This is a genomic window from Pseudomonas sp. Z003-0.4C(8344-21), from assembly GCF_900104975.1.
GTDB lineage: Bacteria > Pseudomonadota > Gammaproteobacteria > Pseudomonadales > Pseudomonadaceae > Aquipseudomonas > Aquipseudomonas granadensis.
Map to the genome: position 1 here is coordinate 708,642 of NZ_LT629756.1, position 15,892 is coordinate 724,533.

The window sequence follows — 15,892 nt, forward strand, 5'->3', positions numbered from 1 at the left end:
ACAAGCCTCAAGTAAACCACCCGCTTTTACTTGCCGCTTGCAGCTTGACGCTCGCAGCTGCTCTTAGTACCGGTAGGCGTGCGGCTTGAACGGGCCTTCGACGGTGACGCCGATGTAGTCAGCCTGTTGCTTGGTCAGTTGGGTGACCACGCCGCCGAAGCCGCGGACCATTTCCAGAGCCACTTCTTCGTCGAGTTTCTTCGGCAGTACTTCCACGGTCAGACGCTCGGCTTTCTGCGCTGGCGACAGGTCGGCGTACTTCTGGCCGAACAGGAAGATCTGCGCCAGAACCTGGTTGGCGAACGAACCGTCCATGATGCGGCTCGGGTGACCGGTGGCGTTGCCCAGGTTAACCAGACGGCCTTCGGCCAGCAGGATCAGGTAGTCGTCGTTTTGTGGGTCGAAGCTGCCGGTACCGGTGCGGTGAACCTTGTGCACCTGTGGCTTCACTTCTTCCCATGCCCAGTTCTTGCGCATGAAAGCGGTGTCGATTTCGTTGTCGAAGTGACCGATGTTGCAGACCACGGCGCGCTTCTTCAGGGCCTTGAGCATGTTCGCGTCGCAAACATTGACGTTACCGGTGGTGGTCACGATCAGGTCGATCTTGCCCAGCAGCGCTTTGTCGATGCTCGCTTCGGAACCGTCGTTGATACCGTCGATGAACGGCGATACCAGCTCGAAACCGTCCATGCACGCTTGCATGGCGCAGATCGGGTCGACTTCGGAGACTTTGACGATCATGCCTTCCTGACGCAGGGACTGGGCCGAACCCTTGCCCACGTCACCGTAACCGATGACCAGCGCTTGCTTGCCGGACAGCAGGTGGTCGGTACCGCGCTTGATCGCATCGTTGAGGCTGTGACGGCAGCCGTACTTGTTGTCGTTCTTGGACTTGGTCACCGAGTCGTTGACGTTGATGGCCGGGATTTTCAGCTCGCCCTTGGCCAGCATGTCCAGCAGACGGTGTACACCGGTGGTGGTTTCTTCGGTCACGCCGTGAACGCGGTCCAGCACCTGCGGGTATTTCTTGTGCAGCAGCTCGGTCAGGTCGCCGCCGTCGTCGAGGATCATGTTGGCGTCCCATGGCTGGCCATCCTTGAGGATGGTCTGCTCCAGGCACCACTCGTACTCTTCTTCGGTTTCGCCTTTCCAGGCGAACACCGGGATACCGGCAGCCGCGATAGCGGCAGCGGCCTGGTCCTGGGTGGAGAAAATGTTGCACGACGACCAGCGAACTTCGGCACCCAGGGCAACCAGGGTTTCGATCAGCACGGCGGTCTGGATGGTCATGTGGATGCAGCCAAGGATCTTGGCGCCTTTGAGCGGCTGCTCGCTGGCGTACTTGCGACGCAGACCCATCAGGGCCGGCATTTCCGACTCGGCGATGATGGTTTCGCGACGGCCCCAGGCGGCCAGGGACATGTCGGCGACTTTGTAATCGGTAAAATCTGCAGGCGTGATAACAGCGCTCATGAAGAGCCTCCATTCGTAATGTATGCGAATGGGCGCCGTTGTGCGTTTAGTGTCCAGCCTGCGGCCGGTCAACGCCCCATCCGAGCCTGACAGGTCGAACCTGCTGCAGCGCCCCTCGGACAGGTGGCGGGAAAACGGTAACAAGCGATCATTACCGTTTTGAAACGGTGGCGATTATAGCTGTCTTTGAGCTGCAAGTTGCAAGCTGCAAGCGACAAGCTGATCGGCTTTTACTTGCAGCTTGTAGCTTAAAACTTGAAGCTGGGGGCCAATACCCATAACGCTCAAACGCCTCGACCCAGGAGCCCCCCCCCATGAATTTCCACACCCGCAAATGGGTAAAACCCGAAGATCTCAACCCCAACGGCACCCTGTTCGGCGGCAGTCTGCTGCGCTGGATCGATGAAGAAGCGGCGATCTACGCGATCGTCCAGTTGGGCAACCAGCGCGTGGTGACCAAGTACATTTCCGAGATCAACTTCGTCAGCGCCTCGCGCCAGGGCGACATCATTGAACTGGGCATTACCGCCACCGAGTTCGGCCGCACCTCGATCACCCTGACGTGCGAGGTGCGCAACAAGATCACCCGCAAGAGCATTCTGACCGTTGAGAAAATGGTCTTTGTGAATCTGGGTGAAGACGGCTTGCCGGCGCCGCACGGGCGGACCGAGATCAGGTATGTGAAAGATCAGTTCAAGGATGACGAGGCCGTTCAATAAGATTGGCGGCGCTTTCATCGCCAGCAGGCTGGCTCCCACAGAGGCGACAATGTGCCTGTGGGAGCCAGCCTGCCGGCGATAGCGGTGGTGCCATCAGCGAAGATTGATCTGGCCACTGAACAGCCATGAAGCGCAACGGTCGTAGCTAAATCGCCCCCCCCACGGTTGCCACGCCATGACCACGCCCACCAGCGACAAAACCCCCGACCTCTCGGCCAAAGAGCAGCACGAAGTCGAGAAAAGCCAGCCGCCTCGCGCGGCCGTCCTGCATGAAATCATCCGCACCCAAGGCGATCAGGAACTGGAACGCAGCATTGCCGCGCTCTGGTGGTCGGCGTTGGCGGCCGGGTTGACGATGGGGTTGTCGCTGATGGGCATGGGCCTGCTCAACTCGCGTCTGCCCGACGGTGACGAGTTCAAGGTGATCGCCAGCTTCGGTTATTGCGCAGGTTTTCTCGCGGTGATTCTGGCGCGCCAGCAACTGTTCACCGAAAACACCCTGACCGCGGTGTTGCCGGTGATGACCAAGCCAACCCTGCTGAATTTTGCCCGACTGATCCGCCTGTGGAGCGTGGTGCTGATCGGCAACCTGTGCGGCACGATTCTGGTGGCCTATGTGATGCTTGAGCTGCCGATCTTCGACAGCAAGACGGACCATGCCTTTCTCGAAATCGGTCGCAAGGTCATGGAAAACCACGCCAGTCAGATGTTCGCCAAAGGCATCGTCTCCGGCTGGATGATTGCCACCATGGTCTGGATGATCCCGTCCATGGAAAGCGCGAAGATGTGGATCATTATCCTCATTACCTACTTCATGGCACTGGGCGACTTCACCCACATCGTCGTAGGTTCGGCGGAGGTTTCGTACTTGGTATTTGCCGGCGAACTGCCGTGGAGCGATTTCTGGATGGTATTTGCCGGTCCGACACTGGCGGGGAATATCATCGGCGGCAGCTTCATCTTCGCGCTGATCAGCCATGCGCAGATCCGCAGCGAGAGCGGGGTGCCGAAGGAACCTGCGGATCAGGCGAAGAAAACCGATCCGCAGTCCTCCCGGAAATGATCAGTGGTGCGCTGGCTCAGGCACGGTAGCCGGCTCGTTGCGCGTTGCATGCTTGACCAGTTTGCCGATGCTCAGGCCCTGGAGAAGGATCGATGAGAGCACCACGATGTAGGTGATGCTCAGCAGCAGATCGCGCTCCGGGCCCAGCGGCAAAGCCAGCGCCAGGGCTACCGAGACGCCACCGCGCAAACCGCCCCACGTCAGGATGCGGATGGTGCCGGCCGGCACTGAGCGCCAGCGCCGCAGCAACAGAATCGCCGGGGCCACGGTGAGCAGGCGCGACAGCAGAATCGCCACCGCGAGCAAACCCGCTGCGGCCATGTGCAGCCAGTTGAACGGCAGCAGCAACAACTCCATGCCGATCAGCGCAAACAGCAAGGCGTTGAGCATGTCATCGAGCAATTCCCAGAAACCGTCGAGGTAGCGGCGGGTCATGTCGTTCATCGCCAGGTTACGGCCCAGGTTGCCGATGATCAGCCCGGCAACCACCATCGCGATCGGCGCCGAGACATGCAATTCGGTGGACATCGCTGAACCGCCAATTACCAGCGCCAGGGTCAGCATCACGGTGATCTGATGCTGCTCGACGCTTTTGATCATGCGATAGACCAGGTAACCGATCAGTCCGCCAAACAGCACACCGCCCAGCGCCTCGTGCGCAAACAGCATCGCGGTGGCGCTGATGGTCGGGGTCTCGCCCAGTTGCGCGATACCCAGCAGCACAGTGAACACCACGACCGCGGTGCCGTCATTGAACAGCGACTCACCGACGATGGTGGTTTTCAGTGGTTTCGAGGCATTGGCGGTACGCAATACGCCGAGCACTGCAATCGGGTCGGTGGGCGAAATCAGCGCGCCGAACAACAGGCAGTAGAGGAAACTCACGTGCCAGCCGAACAGGGCAAAAATGTAATAGGCGAGGCTGCCGATCACTGCAGTGGCAATCAATACACCAAAGGTCGCCAGCAGGCCGATGGGCCAGCGGTAGCTGCGCAGGTCATTAAGGTTGACGTGAAGGGCGCCGGCGAACAGCAGGAACGACAGCATCCAGTTCATCAACAGATCGCCAAAGTCGATCTGGCCGATCAGTTGCTGCACACGGTCTTCGAGGCCGGGGAAGCCGAGCACGCTGAGGCCCTGCAGGATCAGCGAGAACAGCAAGGCAGTGACCATCACGCCGATGGTCGGCGGCAGGCCGATGAAGCGGAAGTTGACGAAGGTGAGAAGGGTGGTCAAACAGATGAAAGCGGCGACAAGTTCAAGCATCCGGGGTCCTTTGGATGAAGGGTGAATGGAGCGCGACCGGAGTTTTGGGCGCAGGGGTTTGATGGGGTGGGGTTGGCTGAGGGCACATTCGGATTTTGCGTCACGCCCGACAGCCCCTCACCCCAGCCCTTTCCCGCAGGGAGAGGGAGCCGACCGAGGTGTCTTGCGTGGAGCATCGACCTGAACGACCGGGTTGATTTTGGATTCGACGAGGCTCGTTCCTGTCGCCTACGTTCCCAAGCATCCCCCAATCAGTCCCCTCTCCCTCCGGGAGAGGGCTAGGGTGAGGGCTCTATCTGGCACACCGCAATCAGTCCGACACATTGACCGCAACCGTCCGACCACGTTGCAGATAAATAAACCACAACGCCGCCAGCACCGTCAGCACACCGACCAGCGCCCCGGTCCACGGCAGGTCCGTCAGATCCGCGCCACTGGCCACCACTAGCCCGCCAATCCACGCGCCCGCCGCATTGCCCAGATTGAACGCGCTCTGGTTCAGCGTCGAGCCCAGATTCGGCGCTTCATGGGCTTGGTCGATAATCAGCAATTGCAGGATCGGGCACAGCGCGAAAGCGAAAATCCCCCCACAGCACCAGGGTGATCGCCGCCGGCACCACTGAGCGACTGGTCTGGCTGAACGCGGCCAGAATCAGCACCACTGCCAGGGCCACGCCGACCAGCGAAGGCAGCAAACGGCTGTCGGCCAGGCGCCCGCCCAGCATGCTGCCCCCCGTCAGGCCGACGCCAAACAGCAACAACATCACCGTGACGCCGTGCGGGCTGACGCCAGTGATGTCTTGCAGAATCGGCGCAATGTAGGTGAACACGCTGAACAGACTGGTCGAGGCCAGCACGCTCATGCCCAGCGCCAGTAGCACGTTGACCTTGCCCAGCACTCTGAACTCGCTGGCGAGGTTGGCCTTGTCCATCGCAATGTGTTTTGGCAACCACAGCCATTGCGCAAGCGCCGCGATCACGCCGATCACCGACACCGCCCAGAACGTCGAGCGCCAGCCGGCGTATTGGCCGAGCGCAGTGCCCAGTGGAACGCCGAGCACGTTGGCCAGCGTCAGGCCGGTGAACATCATGGCGATGGCCTGGGCGCGCTTGTTCGGCGCGAGCAGTCCGGCGGCGACCACCGAGCCGATGCCGAAGAACGCGCCGTGACACAGGGCGGTGACCACGCGCGCGGCCATCAGCGTGGCGTAATTCGGCGCGAGGGCGCACAGCACGTTGCCGAGGATGAACATCAGCGTCATTCCCAGCAAGGTTGCTTTGCGCGGCATGTTCGCGGTGCCGATTGCCAGGATCGGTGCGCCGAACACCACGCCCAACGCATAACCTGTAATCAACAGACCAGCGTGGGGAATGCTCACGGCCAGGTCGCGGGCAACATCGGGCAGCAGGCCCATGATCACGAATTCAGTGGTGCCGATGCCGAATGCGGCGACGGCGAGGGCAAGCAAGGCGAGTGGCATGCGCAAGGTCTCTGTTAGTAGTCTTGACGCTTTGATCAGGCATACGCGGGCCGTCGTCCGATCTCGGAGAGAGCGGCGCAGGCAACATTTATTGGTATTTTTCTGTGCGCAACTGAGTGCGGCGTGGTCGCGGGCAGTATAAACAGCCATGGACACATCGCGAATCAATAATCTGACTAATTGGGTCATCATCCAAGGCCGGGGCGAGAGCGGCGACAGCTCTGGCGCCGTTGCTGCATGCAGCGTGGAATGTCCGGTTGTCAGCTACGCTCTGGTGCTGTGGGTGATGCAGTCGGGCTCAGTGTGATCCGTGTGGTTTGTCGGTATGCGCTACCTCAAGAACCTTTCGGCCGCGGGCGGCTCTTAGCCTTGGGCTGGCGATGTCTTTCTGCCTGCCCGCGAATTCCAAAATCAAAAAGGATGGTGTTATGACGGTAGCTCTGTGGTGTGTGTTGATCGCGATTTTCCTGCCGTACGTGTGCACGATCGTGGCGAAAGCGTCTGGCGGTTTCCGGCTGAAGGACAATTACGATCCGCGGGATTTTCTCGACAGCGTCGGCGGTGTGGCCCGACGTGCGCATGCCGCGCAACTGAACAGTTTTGAAGTGACCCCGGCATTTGCCGCCGCGGTGCTCGTTGCGCACCTGGTCGGTACGGCGCAGTTGGTAACGGTCAACGTGCTGGCGGTGCTGTTCATCACCAGTCGCTTGTTGTACATCATTTGCTACCTGGCGGACTGGGCGGCGTTGCGCTCGGTGGTGTGGTTTGTGGGGATGGGCTTGATTGCTTCGTTCTTCTTTGTGTCGATCTGATTGTCGGGTGTGTTGCTGATGGCCTCATCGCGAGCAGGCTCACTCCTACAGGGGAACGCATTCCAAATGTAGGAGTGAGCCTGCTCGCGATAGCGGTCTGACTGCCTCAGCGAATCCGAAGGTTACTTCTTCACCGTATCCGCTACCTGCGGCACTTGCGGCAACGGCGCGCCTTTCGGCCAGAGCATCCAGATCTGCCCCTGCTGTTTCATGTCGCCGGCCAATTGCCCGGCGGCATCACCGGTGCCCCAGAACAGGTCCGCGCGAACCTCGCCGGCAATCGCGCCGCCGGTGTCCTGCGCAGCCACCGGGCGCACCAGCGGCGTGCCATCCGGGCGCGTAGTCGACAGCCACAACAGACTGCCCAGTGGAATCACCTTGCGATCCACTGCCGCGCTGTAACCTGCGGTCAGCGGCACGTTCAGCGAGCCGCGTGGACCTTCGTTACTGTCCGGGTTGCGGGTGAAGAACACGTAACTCGGGTTGCTGGCCAGCAGTTCGGGAATCCGTGACGGATTGGCTTTCGCCCAGTTGCTGATGGCGCTCATGGTCACCTCTTCTTTCTTCAGCTCGCCCTGCTCGACCAGCCAGCGTCCGATCGGCCGGTAGGGATGGCCGTTCTGGTCGGCGTAGGCGATGCGCAGTTGTTTGCCGTCCTCGGTCTGAATCCGTCCGGAACCCTGGATTTGCAGAAATTGCAGGTTCATCGGATCAGTCAGGTAAGCCACCACCGGTGCTTTCACGCCTTTGGATTCGATGGTCGCCGCGTCGTCGTAAGGCTTGAGCACTCGCCCTTCGAGCCGGCCGCGCAGGCGCTTGCCCTTGAGCTCCGGGTAAATGCTGTCGAGGGACACGATGATCATGTCTTCCGGCACGCCATAAACCGGCACGTTGGCAGCCTCGGTGGGCGTCAGACTGCCGGGGTAGACCGGTTCGTAATAGCCGGTGATCAGGCCGTTGGGGTTGTCGTTTTCCGCGCGTAAGCCATACACATCGAGGTTCTGTTTGAGAAAGGCGCGAATTTCGCTGGCACTCTGCGGCACATTGGCCGCAATTGCGCAGGTCGGGCCCCAGACCGCATCGGCTTTCAATCGAGTGCAGGCGCTGCGCCACGAGCCGAAACCGGCGACCAGATCGCTGTCGGACACCGCGGGCAGGGCTTCCCAGGTGGCGCTTGAATAAGTGGCCAGTGCATGGGTTTTTGGTTTGTCGCTGTCACCGCCGGTGCAGCCAGCGAGTGCGGCCAGCAGTGGAAGGGTTGCAAGCAGTGGGTGACGCCAGGCCTGGAAACGGCGATTCATGGAGGGATTCCTGTGCCGGTTGCCCAAGTGCTCCATGCGCTCAAGCAACCCGTATTTTTAATAGGGCTATTGGTGTTTGACGGTGACGCGAGGATACTGTCCGCCGATTTCCGCGACCTGAAGCCGCCATGACTCTCAAACGAATTGCTGTTGTATTGCTGGCCTGTTTGGCCCTGTCCGCCTGTGGCGGGGTCGATCCGAATTCCCCGCTGGGCCAACGCAAGGCCATCTTCAAACAGATGCTCAAGACCAGCGAAGATCTCGGCGGCATGTTGCGTGGGCGCATCCCGTTCGACGGGCCGAAATTTACTGACGGTGCGGTCAGGCTCGATGCCTTGTCCCATGAGCCGTGGCAGCATTTCCCGCAGGTTCGCGAAGAAGATCACACCAGCGCCAAGGACGATGTCTGGCAGAAGCAGGCACAGTTTCAGCAAATGGCCCGAGATCTTGAGGCGGCTACCGGTGAATTGGTCATCGCCAGCAAGGTTCAGCCGTACAAGGCCAGCAACCTCGGGCCGGCCGTGCAGAAAGTTGAAGATGCCTGCAGTGCTTGCCATAAGCAGTTTCGGGATCATTAACCTGCTTGGTCTGAGCTGGCCTCTTCGTCGGAACGCCGCCCGGAGCAAGCTCGCTCCCACATGGATATGTATTCCAACGTGGTAGCGAGCCTGCTCGCGAAAGCGGTTTGCCATTCGCCACGAAACCAAAGTCTTACTTGTCGATCTCTTCCAGCGCTTCCTGCAGTTCCTTGCGCGACTCGGCCAGCTTTTCCTTACGCTTGTTGATCCTCTCCGGATCGCCCTTCTTCATGGCCTTGTCGAGGTCGGCCTGACGCTGGCTGACTTCATGCTTGGCCTCAAGCACCTTGTTCTCGCGCTCTTTTTTCAGTCCGGCATCGGTGCAATGCTCGGTCACTTCACGCAGGGCTGTTTCGAGACCTGCCTGCTGCTCCATGTTGCCGCGCGACTTGGCCTGTTCGATCTGGTTGATGATGCCCTGCTTCTTGGCAGCGCAACCGGTCAGCCCCGGGCCTTCTTCTTCCGCCATCGCCGGGGCGGCCAGGACGCCGCACAGAGTGAACAGGGCGAGCGGTGCGAGAAATTTCATAAAAGCTCCATGTGCATAAACAATCGGGTTGGAGGGCACTGCGCTGTTGGAGCGTCGGGCCGGCCATTGGGTTCCCGTCGAGCGGGGAAGGCATGTTCAGAAGCCGTCGATCCCGGCGGCCTGCAAGGTCTCGCTCAAGGCTAACACTTGCGGGTCGCGAAAGAAGGCGCTCAATTGCGCCGCACGGCCGGAGCCGATGCCGGGTTCTGCCTGCCATTGTTCGGTGTCGCGTTGTGCCAGCGCCTGCCAGGTATCAGCCAGTTGTGCCTGACCGGTCGGCGGCAGGCCCAGGGCTTTGAGCCACTGCACGAATGGTCGTTGGCGAGCGCTGTGAAAACTGTGGATCAGGCGGGCGCTGCTGCGTTCGCCGAAGCCGGCGATGTTAGCAAGCTCTGGCTCCTCGAGGGTCAACCAATCCAGCAGGTTGTTCAGGCGGCCTGTTTCGAAAAGTTTCTCCCAGGTGCCGCGACCGACATGCGCCATCGCCAGCCCCTGCTTGCCGCTGAGCCAGGCCAGACGCGCCAGAAACTGGCTTTCGCAGCCGGCGGTGGGTTGCCAACAGCTCAGGGCGTGGAAGTCCTGCGCATTCGGAACGGATAGCTCTGCGCGATCGGCAGCCCGCACAACCACGCTGTCGAGTCGCGGGATGGTCAGTCCGGCGAGGCTGATCGCCACTTGATCACCGGGGCGGATATCCATTTGTTGCCAGCGCTTCAATGAGCTGACGCTGACCCGCTTGATCTCGCGGTCGTCGAGCATCGTCGGGTTCAGCTCCAGCACCGGCGTGATGCGCCCGGTGCGACCGATCTTGAAATTGACCTTGCGGACGTCGGCCAAGGCCTGTGCAAACGGATATTTCCAGGCGATCGCCCAGTACGGGGCGCGGGCCTGCCAGCGCTCGGCGGGTGGACGTTGACTCTGGCGCAGAACCACGCCATCGCTGGCAAACGGCAGCGGTGAGCGATACCAGTGCTCGCGCCATTTTTGCGCCTCGGTGAAGTCGGTGATGGCGTGGCTGTAAGGTTCGGTGGTGGCGAAACCCAGTGTCGCCAGCAGGGTTATTCGCTCGGGTAAATCCAGCGGACCCTGCGGCCAGTCCCACACGAACAGACCGATCCCGGCGGCTTGTTGCGCATCCAGCGATTTGCGCCCCATCAATCCGGCAACGGTAGCGCGAGCGTTGATGCTGCCGGCGCGGGCTTGTACGTGATCTTTGAGGCGCCAATAGAGTTCGCCTTGCACCAGCAGATCTTGCGGTTGGGTCAGGCGTTGCGGGATCGCCGGGATCTCGCGCGCCGAGGCTGTCCAGTCTTGCCCCGAGAGGCCGTCGCCACGGCTGATGGCTCGTTGTAACAGGCCTTGGCGATAGATCAGGGTGACCGCCACGCCGTCGATTTTTGGTTGAATCCAGACAGCCTGGCGCGACCGCAGCCAGCGTTCGACGTCTTCGGCTTGATGAAGCTTGTCCAGGCCAGTGTGGGCGACGGGATGCTGGATGGGGCCGCTGGCGCTGCGCAATGGCGTGGGCGGCGAGGGCAGTTGGAAGCATTGTCGCCATGCTTTCAGTTGCAGGCGCGACTGGTCGTAGAGTTCGTCGGCGATCAGCGAGCGGCCTTCGCGATGGTAGGCGTCGTCCCATTGGTCGATCCGGGTTTGCAGGGCGGTGATTTCGCGTTGGGCTTTGGCGGGTGGCCAGTCTGGGCAGTCAGCGTGGGCGTGGAAGGTGATGAGTGTCAGCAGGAGAACCGACAGCAGGGGCAGGGTGAAGGGCATGTGAGCTTCCTTGCTCGGAGGTGATGCTTGAAGCGTAGGCGGGGATATTGGCACTGGTGCGTGGGTGTTTTGCTGCTTATTTCTGCATGGACCCAAAAGCCCCTCACCCTAGCCCTCTCCCGGAGGGAGAGGGGACCGACCGAGTGGTTCTTTCGAAGTACGCCGACCTGAACCGGCGCGGTGAATTCAGGCTTGCAAGCAGAGCAGCTGGAGATATTTAAAGGCATGAAAAAGCCCCGCACGGCGTCAACCGTGCGGGGCTTTTTTGTGTGGCCGGAAAGGGCTTACAGGCCGGCAGCGGAACGCAGGGCGTCGGCGCGGTCGGTTTTTTCCCAGGTGAACGTGGTGAAGCTGTCTTCGCCAACGGTCTTGGTCTGCGGCGCGCGGCCGAAGTGGCCGTAGGCTGCGGTTTCCTGATACATCGGGTGCAGCAGGTCGAGCATGGTGGTGATTGCGTATGGACGCAGGTCGAACACTTCGCGGACCAGTTTGATGATCTTGTCATCGCTGATCTTGCCGGTGCCGAAAGTGTTCAGCGAGATCGAGGTCGGCTGGGCAACACCGATCGCGTAGGACACCTGAATCTCGCAACGCTCGGCCAGGCCGGCTGCGACGATGTTCTTGGCCACATAACGGCCAGCGTAGGCAGCCGAACGGTCAACCTTCGATGGATCCTTGCCGGAGAACGCGCCACCGCCGTGACGGGCCATGCCGCCGTAGCTGTCGACGATGATCTTGCGACCGGTCAGACCGCAGTCACCTACCGGGCCGCCAATGATGAACTGGCCGGTCGGGTTGATGTGGAACTGGGTGTCCTTGCTCAGCAGTTCGGCAGGCAGTACGTGCTTGACGATCAGCTCCATCACGCCTTCGCGCAGGTCTTTGTACGACACTTCAGGGTTGTGCTGGGTCGACAGAACCACGGCGTCGATACCGACAACCTTGCCGCCTTCGTAACGGCAGGTCACTTGCGACTTGGCGTCCGGGCGCAGCCAAGGCAGCAGGCCCGATTTGCGCGCTTCGGCCTGACGCTGCACCAACTGGTGAGAGAAAGTGATCGGCGCTGGCATCAACACGTCGGTTTCGTTGCTGGCGTAGCCGAACATCAGGCCCTGGTCGCCGGCGCCCTGATCTTCAGGTTTGGCACGGTCAACGCCCTGGTTGATGTCGGGGGACTGCTTGCCGATGATGTTCATCACGCCGCAGGTCGCGCCGTCGAAGCCGACTTCGGAGCTGGTGTAGCCGATGTCGCAGATCACGTCACGAACGATCTGCTCCAGGTCGACCCAGGCGCTGGTGGTCACTTCACCGGCAACGATGGCCACGCCGGTCTTGACCAGCGTTTCCACGGCCACGCGAGCGTGTTTGTCCTGGGCAATAATGGCGTCCAGCACCGCATCGGAAATCTGGTCGGCGATTTTGTCCGGATGCCCTTCGGACACGGACTCGGAGGTGAAGAGGGAGTATTCGCTCATCTCGATGTTTTCCTGAATTTACCGATGGTGAGTGTCGCCAGCCGGTCGCTGAAAATGGCGGACCTGGATCTGGAAACCATTACGTAAGCCTACATAGAGGCTTTCCCCGGGAACGAGTCCCGCAGCGGTGGCCCAACGGGCCAGATCGTCCTGTTCAAACCCCAACCAGAGATCACCGCAGGCCTCCCTGGCCCAACTCTGGTTGTGGCTACATAACTCTGTCACGAGCAGGCTACCGCCCGGTTGCAGCAGGTCGGCCATGTGCCTGAGCGCATCGGCCGGCGCGGCGAAATGGTGCAACACCATGTTCAACACCACGCAATCGGCCTGAAGGCTGCTGCCGTTCAATGCATCGGCCAATTGCAGGCTGACGTTAGCCAGCTGTTCACGTTCGCAGACCTGACGCGCCAGTTCGAGCATCGCCGGGCTGTTGTCCAGCGCGGTCACGCTGGCAAAACGGCGCGCCAGTTCCGGCAGAAAAGCACCGTCGCCGGGGCCGACTTCGATGGCCGTGGCAGCACCATTGAAGTTCAGCTTGTCGAGCAAGGCCAGCACGCTATCGCGGTACTGCGGCAGGCCGGCGATCAAATCCTGCTGGGCGCGAAATTTCTCCGCGACCCGGGCGAAAAAGTCCTGACTGGCGGCGGCGCGTTGCCCGTGGACCTGTTCGATCCGCGTTTGCACGTCGTCCGGCAGCGCCAGATCGTCGACTTCCTCCAGCAATGCCGCGTGCAGCTTGCCGCCGAGCAATTCGGTGTGGGGCAGGGCGCGACGATAGAAAATCGCGTTGCCTTCACGGCGGGTCGCCACCAGATCGGCCTGCGCCAGCACTTTAAGGTGGTGGCTCATGCCGGACTGACCGATGCCGAAAATCTGCGCCAGCTCCAGCACGCCGAACGAATCGTTGGCCAGCGCGCGCAAGACATTCAGCCGCAACGGATCGCCGCCGGCCTTGCACAGGGCCGCCAGCTCGTCGCAATCGTCATGGCGAATGGAAGGCACGCGTAGGTTCATAGGGCTGGCAGTCTAGAGACGGTGAGGGGGCATCGCAAGGTCAATATCAAAAAGTTTTGATATTGCTCGATAAATGGCACTTCTCATCAGGCGGTGGTCTCTACAAAACAACAGCGGAAAGGTTTCACCTGCAGAAACCGGCGCTATCGATTGGAAAAACGCCTCCGGATCACTATCTGTCATTGCCCCGAGGCGCATGGGTGAGGGAAAATGCCCTCCTTTTTTCCGTTTCAATCTATTCACACCCAGGAGATCAGCGATGCCTAGCCGTCGTGAGCGTGCCAACGCCATTCGTGCCCTCAGCATGGATGCCGTGCAAAAAGCCAACAGCGGCCATCCCGGTGCCCCCATGGGTATGGCAGATATTGCCGAAGTGCTGTGGCGCGACTACCTCAAGCACAACCCGAGCAACCCGTCGTTCGCCGACCGTGACCGCTTCGTGCTGTCCAACGGTCACGGCTCGATGTTGATCTACTCGCTGCTGCACCTGACCGGTTACGACCTGTCGATCGACGACCTCAAGCAGTTCCGTCAACTGCACAGCCGCACCCCGGGCCACCCGGAATTCGGTTACACCCCGGGTGTTGAAACCACCACCGGCCCGCTGGGTCAGGGCCTGGCCAACGCCGTCGGTTTCGCGCTGGCAGAAAAGGTTCTAAGCGCGCAGTTCAACCGTCCAGGCCACGACATCGTCGACCACCACACCTACGTGTTCCTCGGTGATGGCTGCATGATGGAAGGCATCTCTCATGAAGTCGCATCCCTGGCCGGTACTTTGGGTCTGGGCAAGCTGATCGCCTTCTACGATGACAACGGCATCTCCATCGACGGTGAAGTCGAAGGCTGGTTCACCGATGACACGCCGAAGCGTTTCGAGTCCTACAACTGGCAAGTGATCCGCAACGTTGACGGTCACGACCCGGAAGAGATCAAGACCGCCATCGACACCGCGCGCAAGAGCCCGCTGCCGACGCTGATCTGCTGCAAGACCACCATCGGTTTCGGTTCGCCGAACAAGCAAGGCAAGGAAGACTGCCACGGCGCCCCGCTGGGTGACGCGGAAATCGCCCTGACCCGTCAGGCGCTGAACTGGAACTACGGTCCTTTCGAAATCCCGGCCGACATCTATGCCGAGTGGGATGCCAAGGAAAAAGGCCGTGCCGCCGAAGCCGAGTGGGACCAGCGTTTCGCTGCTTACTCCGCAGCGTTCCCGAGCGAAGCCAACGAGCTCATCCGTCGTCTGAGCGGCGAGCTGCCAGCCGACTTCTCGGAAAAAGCCTCGGCCTACATCGCCGAAGTCGCGGCCAAGGGCGAAACCATCGCCAGCCGCAAAGCCAGCCAGAACACCCTGAACGCCTTCGGCCCGCTGCTGCCGGAATTGCTTGGCGGTTCGGCTGACCTGGCCGGTTCCAACCTGACCCTGTGGAAAGGTTGCAAGGGCGTCAACGCTGAAGATGCCAGCGGCAACTACATGTACTACGGTGTGCGCGAATTCGGCATGACCGCGATCATGAACGGCGTGACCCTGCACGGCGGCCTGGTGCCATACGGCGCAACCTTCCTGATGTTCATGGAGTACGCCCGCAACGCGGTGCGCATGTCGGCACTGATGAAGAAGCGTGTGATCCACGTCTATACCCACGACTCCATCGGTCTGGGCGAAGACGGCCCGACGCACCAGCCGATCGAGCAACTGACCAGTCTGCGCACCACGCCGAACCTCGACACCTGGCGTCCAGCCGATGCCGTTGAATCGGCAGTCGCGTGGAAAAACGCTCTGGAGCGCAAGGACGGCCCATCGGCGCTGATCTTCTCGCGGCAGAACCTGCAACACCAGGAACGCGATGCCGGCCAGATTGCCGACATCAGCCGCGGCGGCTACGTGTTGAAGGACTGCGCCGGCGAGCCTGAGCTGATCCTGATCGCCACCGGTTCGGAAGTGGGTCTGGCCGTTCAGGCCTTCGACAAACTCACCGGGCAGGGCCGCAAGGTTCGCGTGGTTTCCATGCCGTGCACCAGCGTGTTCGATGCGCAGGACGCCAGCTACAAGCAATCGGTGCTGCCGCTGCAGGTGGGCGCGCGTATCGCCATCGAAGCGGCGCACGCCGACTTCTGGTTCAAGTATGTCGGTCTGGAAGGTCGAGTGATCGGCATGACCACCTACGGCGAATCGGCTCCGGCTTCGGCACTGTTCGAAGAGTTCGGCTTCACCCTGGAAAACATTCTGGGGCAGGCGGAAGAGCTGCTGGAAGACTAAAACACAGCGCGGTGGCCTCAAGGTCACCGCAATCCCTGTGGGAGCTGGCTTGCCAGCGATAGGGTCATCAGCTTCGACATAAAAGTCGCCTGAACGGACGCTATCGCTGGCAAGCCAGCTCCCACAGGGATTGTGTTGCAACAAACATTGC

General features: G+C 61.0%; 12 protein-coding genes, 1 pseudogene and 1 riboswitch. Of the genes and pseudogenes, 5 read left to right on the plus strand and 8 right to left on the minus strand.

The features are described 5' to 3' along the window. Positions 1-63 precede the first annotated feature (63 nt). Positions 64-1,473, minus strand: a complete 1,410-nt coding sequence (gene ahcY, locus BLU24_RS03270; RefSeq protein ID WP_090287082.1) for an adenosylhomocysteinase — start codon at positions 1,471-1,473, stop codon at positions 64-66. A 23-nt stretch (positions 1,474-1,496) separates the two neighbouring features. Continuing rightward, a riboswitch (S-adenosyl-L-homocysteine riboswitch) is annotated at positions 1,497-1,596 on the minus strand. A gap of 191 nt (positions 1,597-1,787) precedes the next feature. Between ahcY and BLU24_RS03275 the strand changes: the two genes are divergently transcribed. Together BLU24_RS03275 and BLU24_RS03280 are read left to right on the plus strand one after the other, a co-directional pair. Then, a complete protein-coding gene (locus tag BLU24_RS03275) occupies positions 1,788-2,192 on the plus strand; it encodes an acyl-CoA thioesterase (protein WP_042561508.1) in 405 nt (134 codons plus the stop codon). Positions 2,193-2,367: 175 nt separating this feature from the next. Continuing rightward, entirely contained in the window at positions 2,368-3,255 is an 888-nt protein-coding gene (locus BLU24_RS03280; RefSeq protein WP_093097518.1) for a formate/nitrite transporter family protein, read from the plus strand. Here the strand turns inward: BLU24_RS03280 and BLU24_RS03285 are convergent, their stop codons facing one another. Together BLU24_RS03285 and BLU24_RS03290 are read right to left on the minus strand one after the other, a co-directional pair. Next, entirely contained in the window at positions 3,256-4,521 is a 1,266-nt protein-coding gene (locus BLU24_RS03285; protein WP_090287078.1) for a cation:proton antiporter, read from the minus strand. Between the two features lie 310 nt (positions 4,522-4,831). Beyond that, positions 4,832-6,002 (minus strand): annotated as a pseudogene (locus BLU24_RS03290) (MFS transporter). A gap of 428 nt (positions 6,003-6,430) precedes the next feature. Between BLU24_RS03290 and BLU24_RS03295 the strand changes: the two are divergent. Further along, positions 6,431-6,814: an MAPEG family protein gene (locus BLU24_RS03295; protein WP_090287073.1), complete on the plus strand. Its 384-nt coding sequence runs from the start codon at positions 6,431-6,433 to the stop codon at positions 6,812-6,814. 122 nt (positions 6,815-6,936) lie between these two features. Here the strand turns inward: BLU24_RS03295 and mltA are convergent, their stop codons facing one another. Beyond that, the gene (gene mltA / locus BLU24_RS03300) at positions 6,937-8,115 is read right to left on the minus strand and encodes a murein transglycosylase A (protein ID WP_093097520.1); all 1,179 of its coding nucleotides are present in this window, start codon (positions 8,113-8,115) and stop codon (positions 6,937-6,939) included. Between the two features lie 128 nt (positions 8,116-8,243). Here mltA and BLU24_RS03305 point away from each other — a divergent pair, with 128 nt between their 5' ends. Then, the gene (locus BLU24_RS03305) at positions 8,244-8,693 is read left to right on the plus strand and encodes a c-type cytochrome (RefSeq protein WP_090287069.1); all 450 of its coding nucleotides are present in this window, start codon (positions 8,244-8,246) and stop codon (positions 8,691-8,693) included. A 133-nt stretch (positions 8,694-8,826) separates the two neighbouring features. Here the strand turns inward: BLU24_RS03305 and BLU24_RS03310 are convergent, their stop codons facing one another. The 4 genes from BLU24_RS03310 to BLU24_RS03325 all read right to left on the minus strand — a co-directional run bounded on the left by BLU24_RS03310 (position 8,827) and on the right by BLU24_RS03325 (position 13,484). Next, positions 8,827-9,222 carry a DUF1090 domain-containing protein gene (locus BLU24_RS03310; protein ID WP_093097522.1) on the minus strand — a complete coding sequence of 132 codons (396 nt, stop codon included), beginning with the start codon at positions 9,220-9,222 and terminating at the stop codon, positions 8,827-8,829. 96 nt (positions 9,223-9,318) lie between these two features. Then, positions 9,319-10,995: an NAD-dependent DNA ligase LigB gene (gene ligB, locus BLU24_RS03315; protein WP_093097524.1), complete on the minus strand. Its 1,677-nt coding sequence runs from the start codon at positions 10,993-10,995 to the stop codon at positions 9,319-9,321. A 284-nt stretch (positions 10,996-11,279) separates the two neighbouring features. Next, positions 11,280-12,470: a methionine adenosyltransferase gene (gene metK, locus BLU24_RS03320; RefSeq protein ID WP_024014624.1), complete on the minus strand. Its 1,191-nt coding sequence runs from the start codon at positions 12,468-12,470 to the stop codon at positions 11,280-11,282. 18 nt (positions 12,471-12,488) lie between these two features. Then, positions 12,489-13,484, minus strand: coding sequence for an ArsR/SmtB family transcription factor (locus tag BLU24_RS03325; protein WP_093097526.1), 996 nt, complete (start codon positions 13,482-13,484; stop codon positions 12,489-12,491). Positions 13,485-13,743: 259 nt separating this feature from the next. Here BLU24_RS03325 and tkt point away from each other — a divergent pair, with 259 nt between their 5' ends. Beyond that, positions 13,744-15,741: a transketolase gene (gene tkt, locus BLU24_RS03330; RefSeq protein WP_093097529.1), complete on the plus strand. Its 1,998-nt coding sequence runs from the start codon at positions 13,744-13,746 to the stop codon at positions 15,739-15,741. Positions 15,742-15,892 lie beyond the last annotated feature (151 nt).

Excerpts from the sequence above, each read along its gene's own strand:
- BLU24_RS03305 (WP_090287069.1), top strand. The coding sequence starts at position 8,244 with ATGACTCTCAAACGAATTGCTGTTGTATTGCTGGCCTGTTTGGCCCTG.
- ahcY (WP_090287082.1), bottom strand. The coding sequence starts at position 1,473 with ATGAGCGCTGTTATCACGCCTGCAGATTTTACCGATTACAAAGTCGCC.
- mltA (WP_093097520.1), bottom strand. The coding sequence starts at position 8,115 with ATGAATCGCCGTTTCCAGGCCTGGCGTCACCCACTGCTTGCAACCCTT.
- BLU24_RS03275 (WP_042561508.1), top strand. The coding sequence starts at position 1,788 with ATGAATTTCCACACCCGCAAATGGGTAAAACCCGAAGATCTCAACCCC.
- BLU24_RS03280 (WP_093097518.1), top strand. The coding sequence starts at position 2,368 with ATGACCACGCCCACCAGCGACAAAACCCCCGACCTCTCGGCCAAAGAG.
- BLU24_RS03325 (WP_093097526.1), bottom strand. The coding sequence starts at position 13,484 with ATGAACCTACGCGTGCCTTCCATTCGCCATGACGATTGCGACGAGCTG.
- tkt (WP_093097529.1), top strand. The coding sequence starts at position 13,744 with ATGCCTAGCCGTCGTGAGCGTGCCAACGCCATTCGTGCCCTCAGCATG.
- BLU24_RS03310 (WP_093097522.1), bottom strand. The coding sequence starts at position 9,222 with ATGAAATTTCTCGCACCGCTCGCCCTGTTCACTCTGTGCGGCGTCCTG.
- BLU24_RS03295 (WP_090287073.1), top strand. The coding sequence starts at position 6,431 with ATGACGGTAGCTCTGTGGTGTGTGTTGATCGCGATTTTCCTGCCGTAC.
- BLU24_RS03285 (WP_090287078.1), bottom strand. The coding sequence starts at position 4,521 with ATGCTTGAACTTGTCGCCGCTTTCATCTGTTTGACCACCCTTCTCACC.
- ligB (WP_093097524.1), bottom strand. The coding sequence starts at position 10,995 with ATGCCCTTCACCCTGCCCCTGCTGTCGGTTCTCCTGCTGACACTCATC.
- metK (WP_024014624.1), bottom strand. The coding sequence starts at position 12,470 with ATGAGCGAATACTCCCTCTTCACCTCCGAGTCCGTGTCCGAAGGGCAT.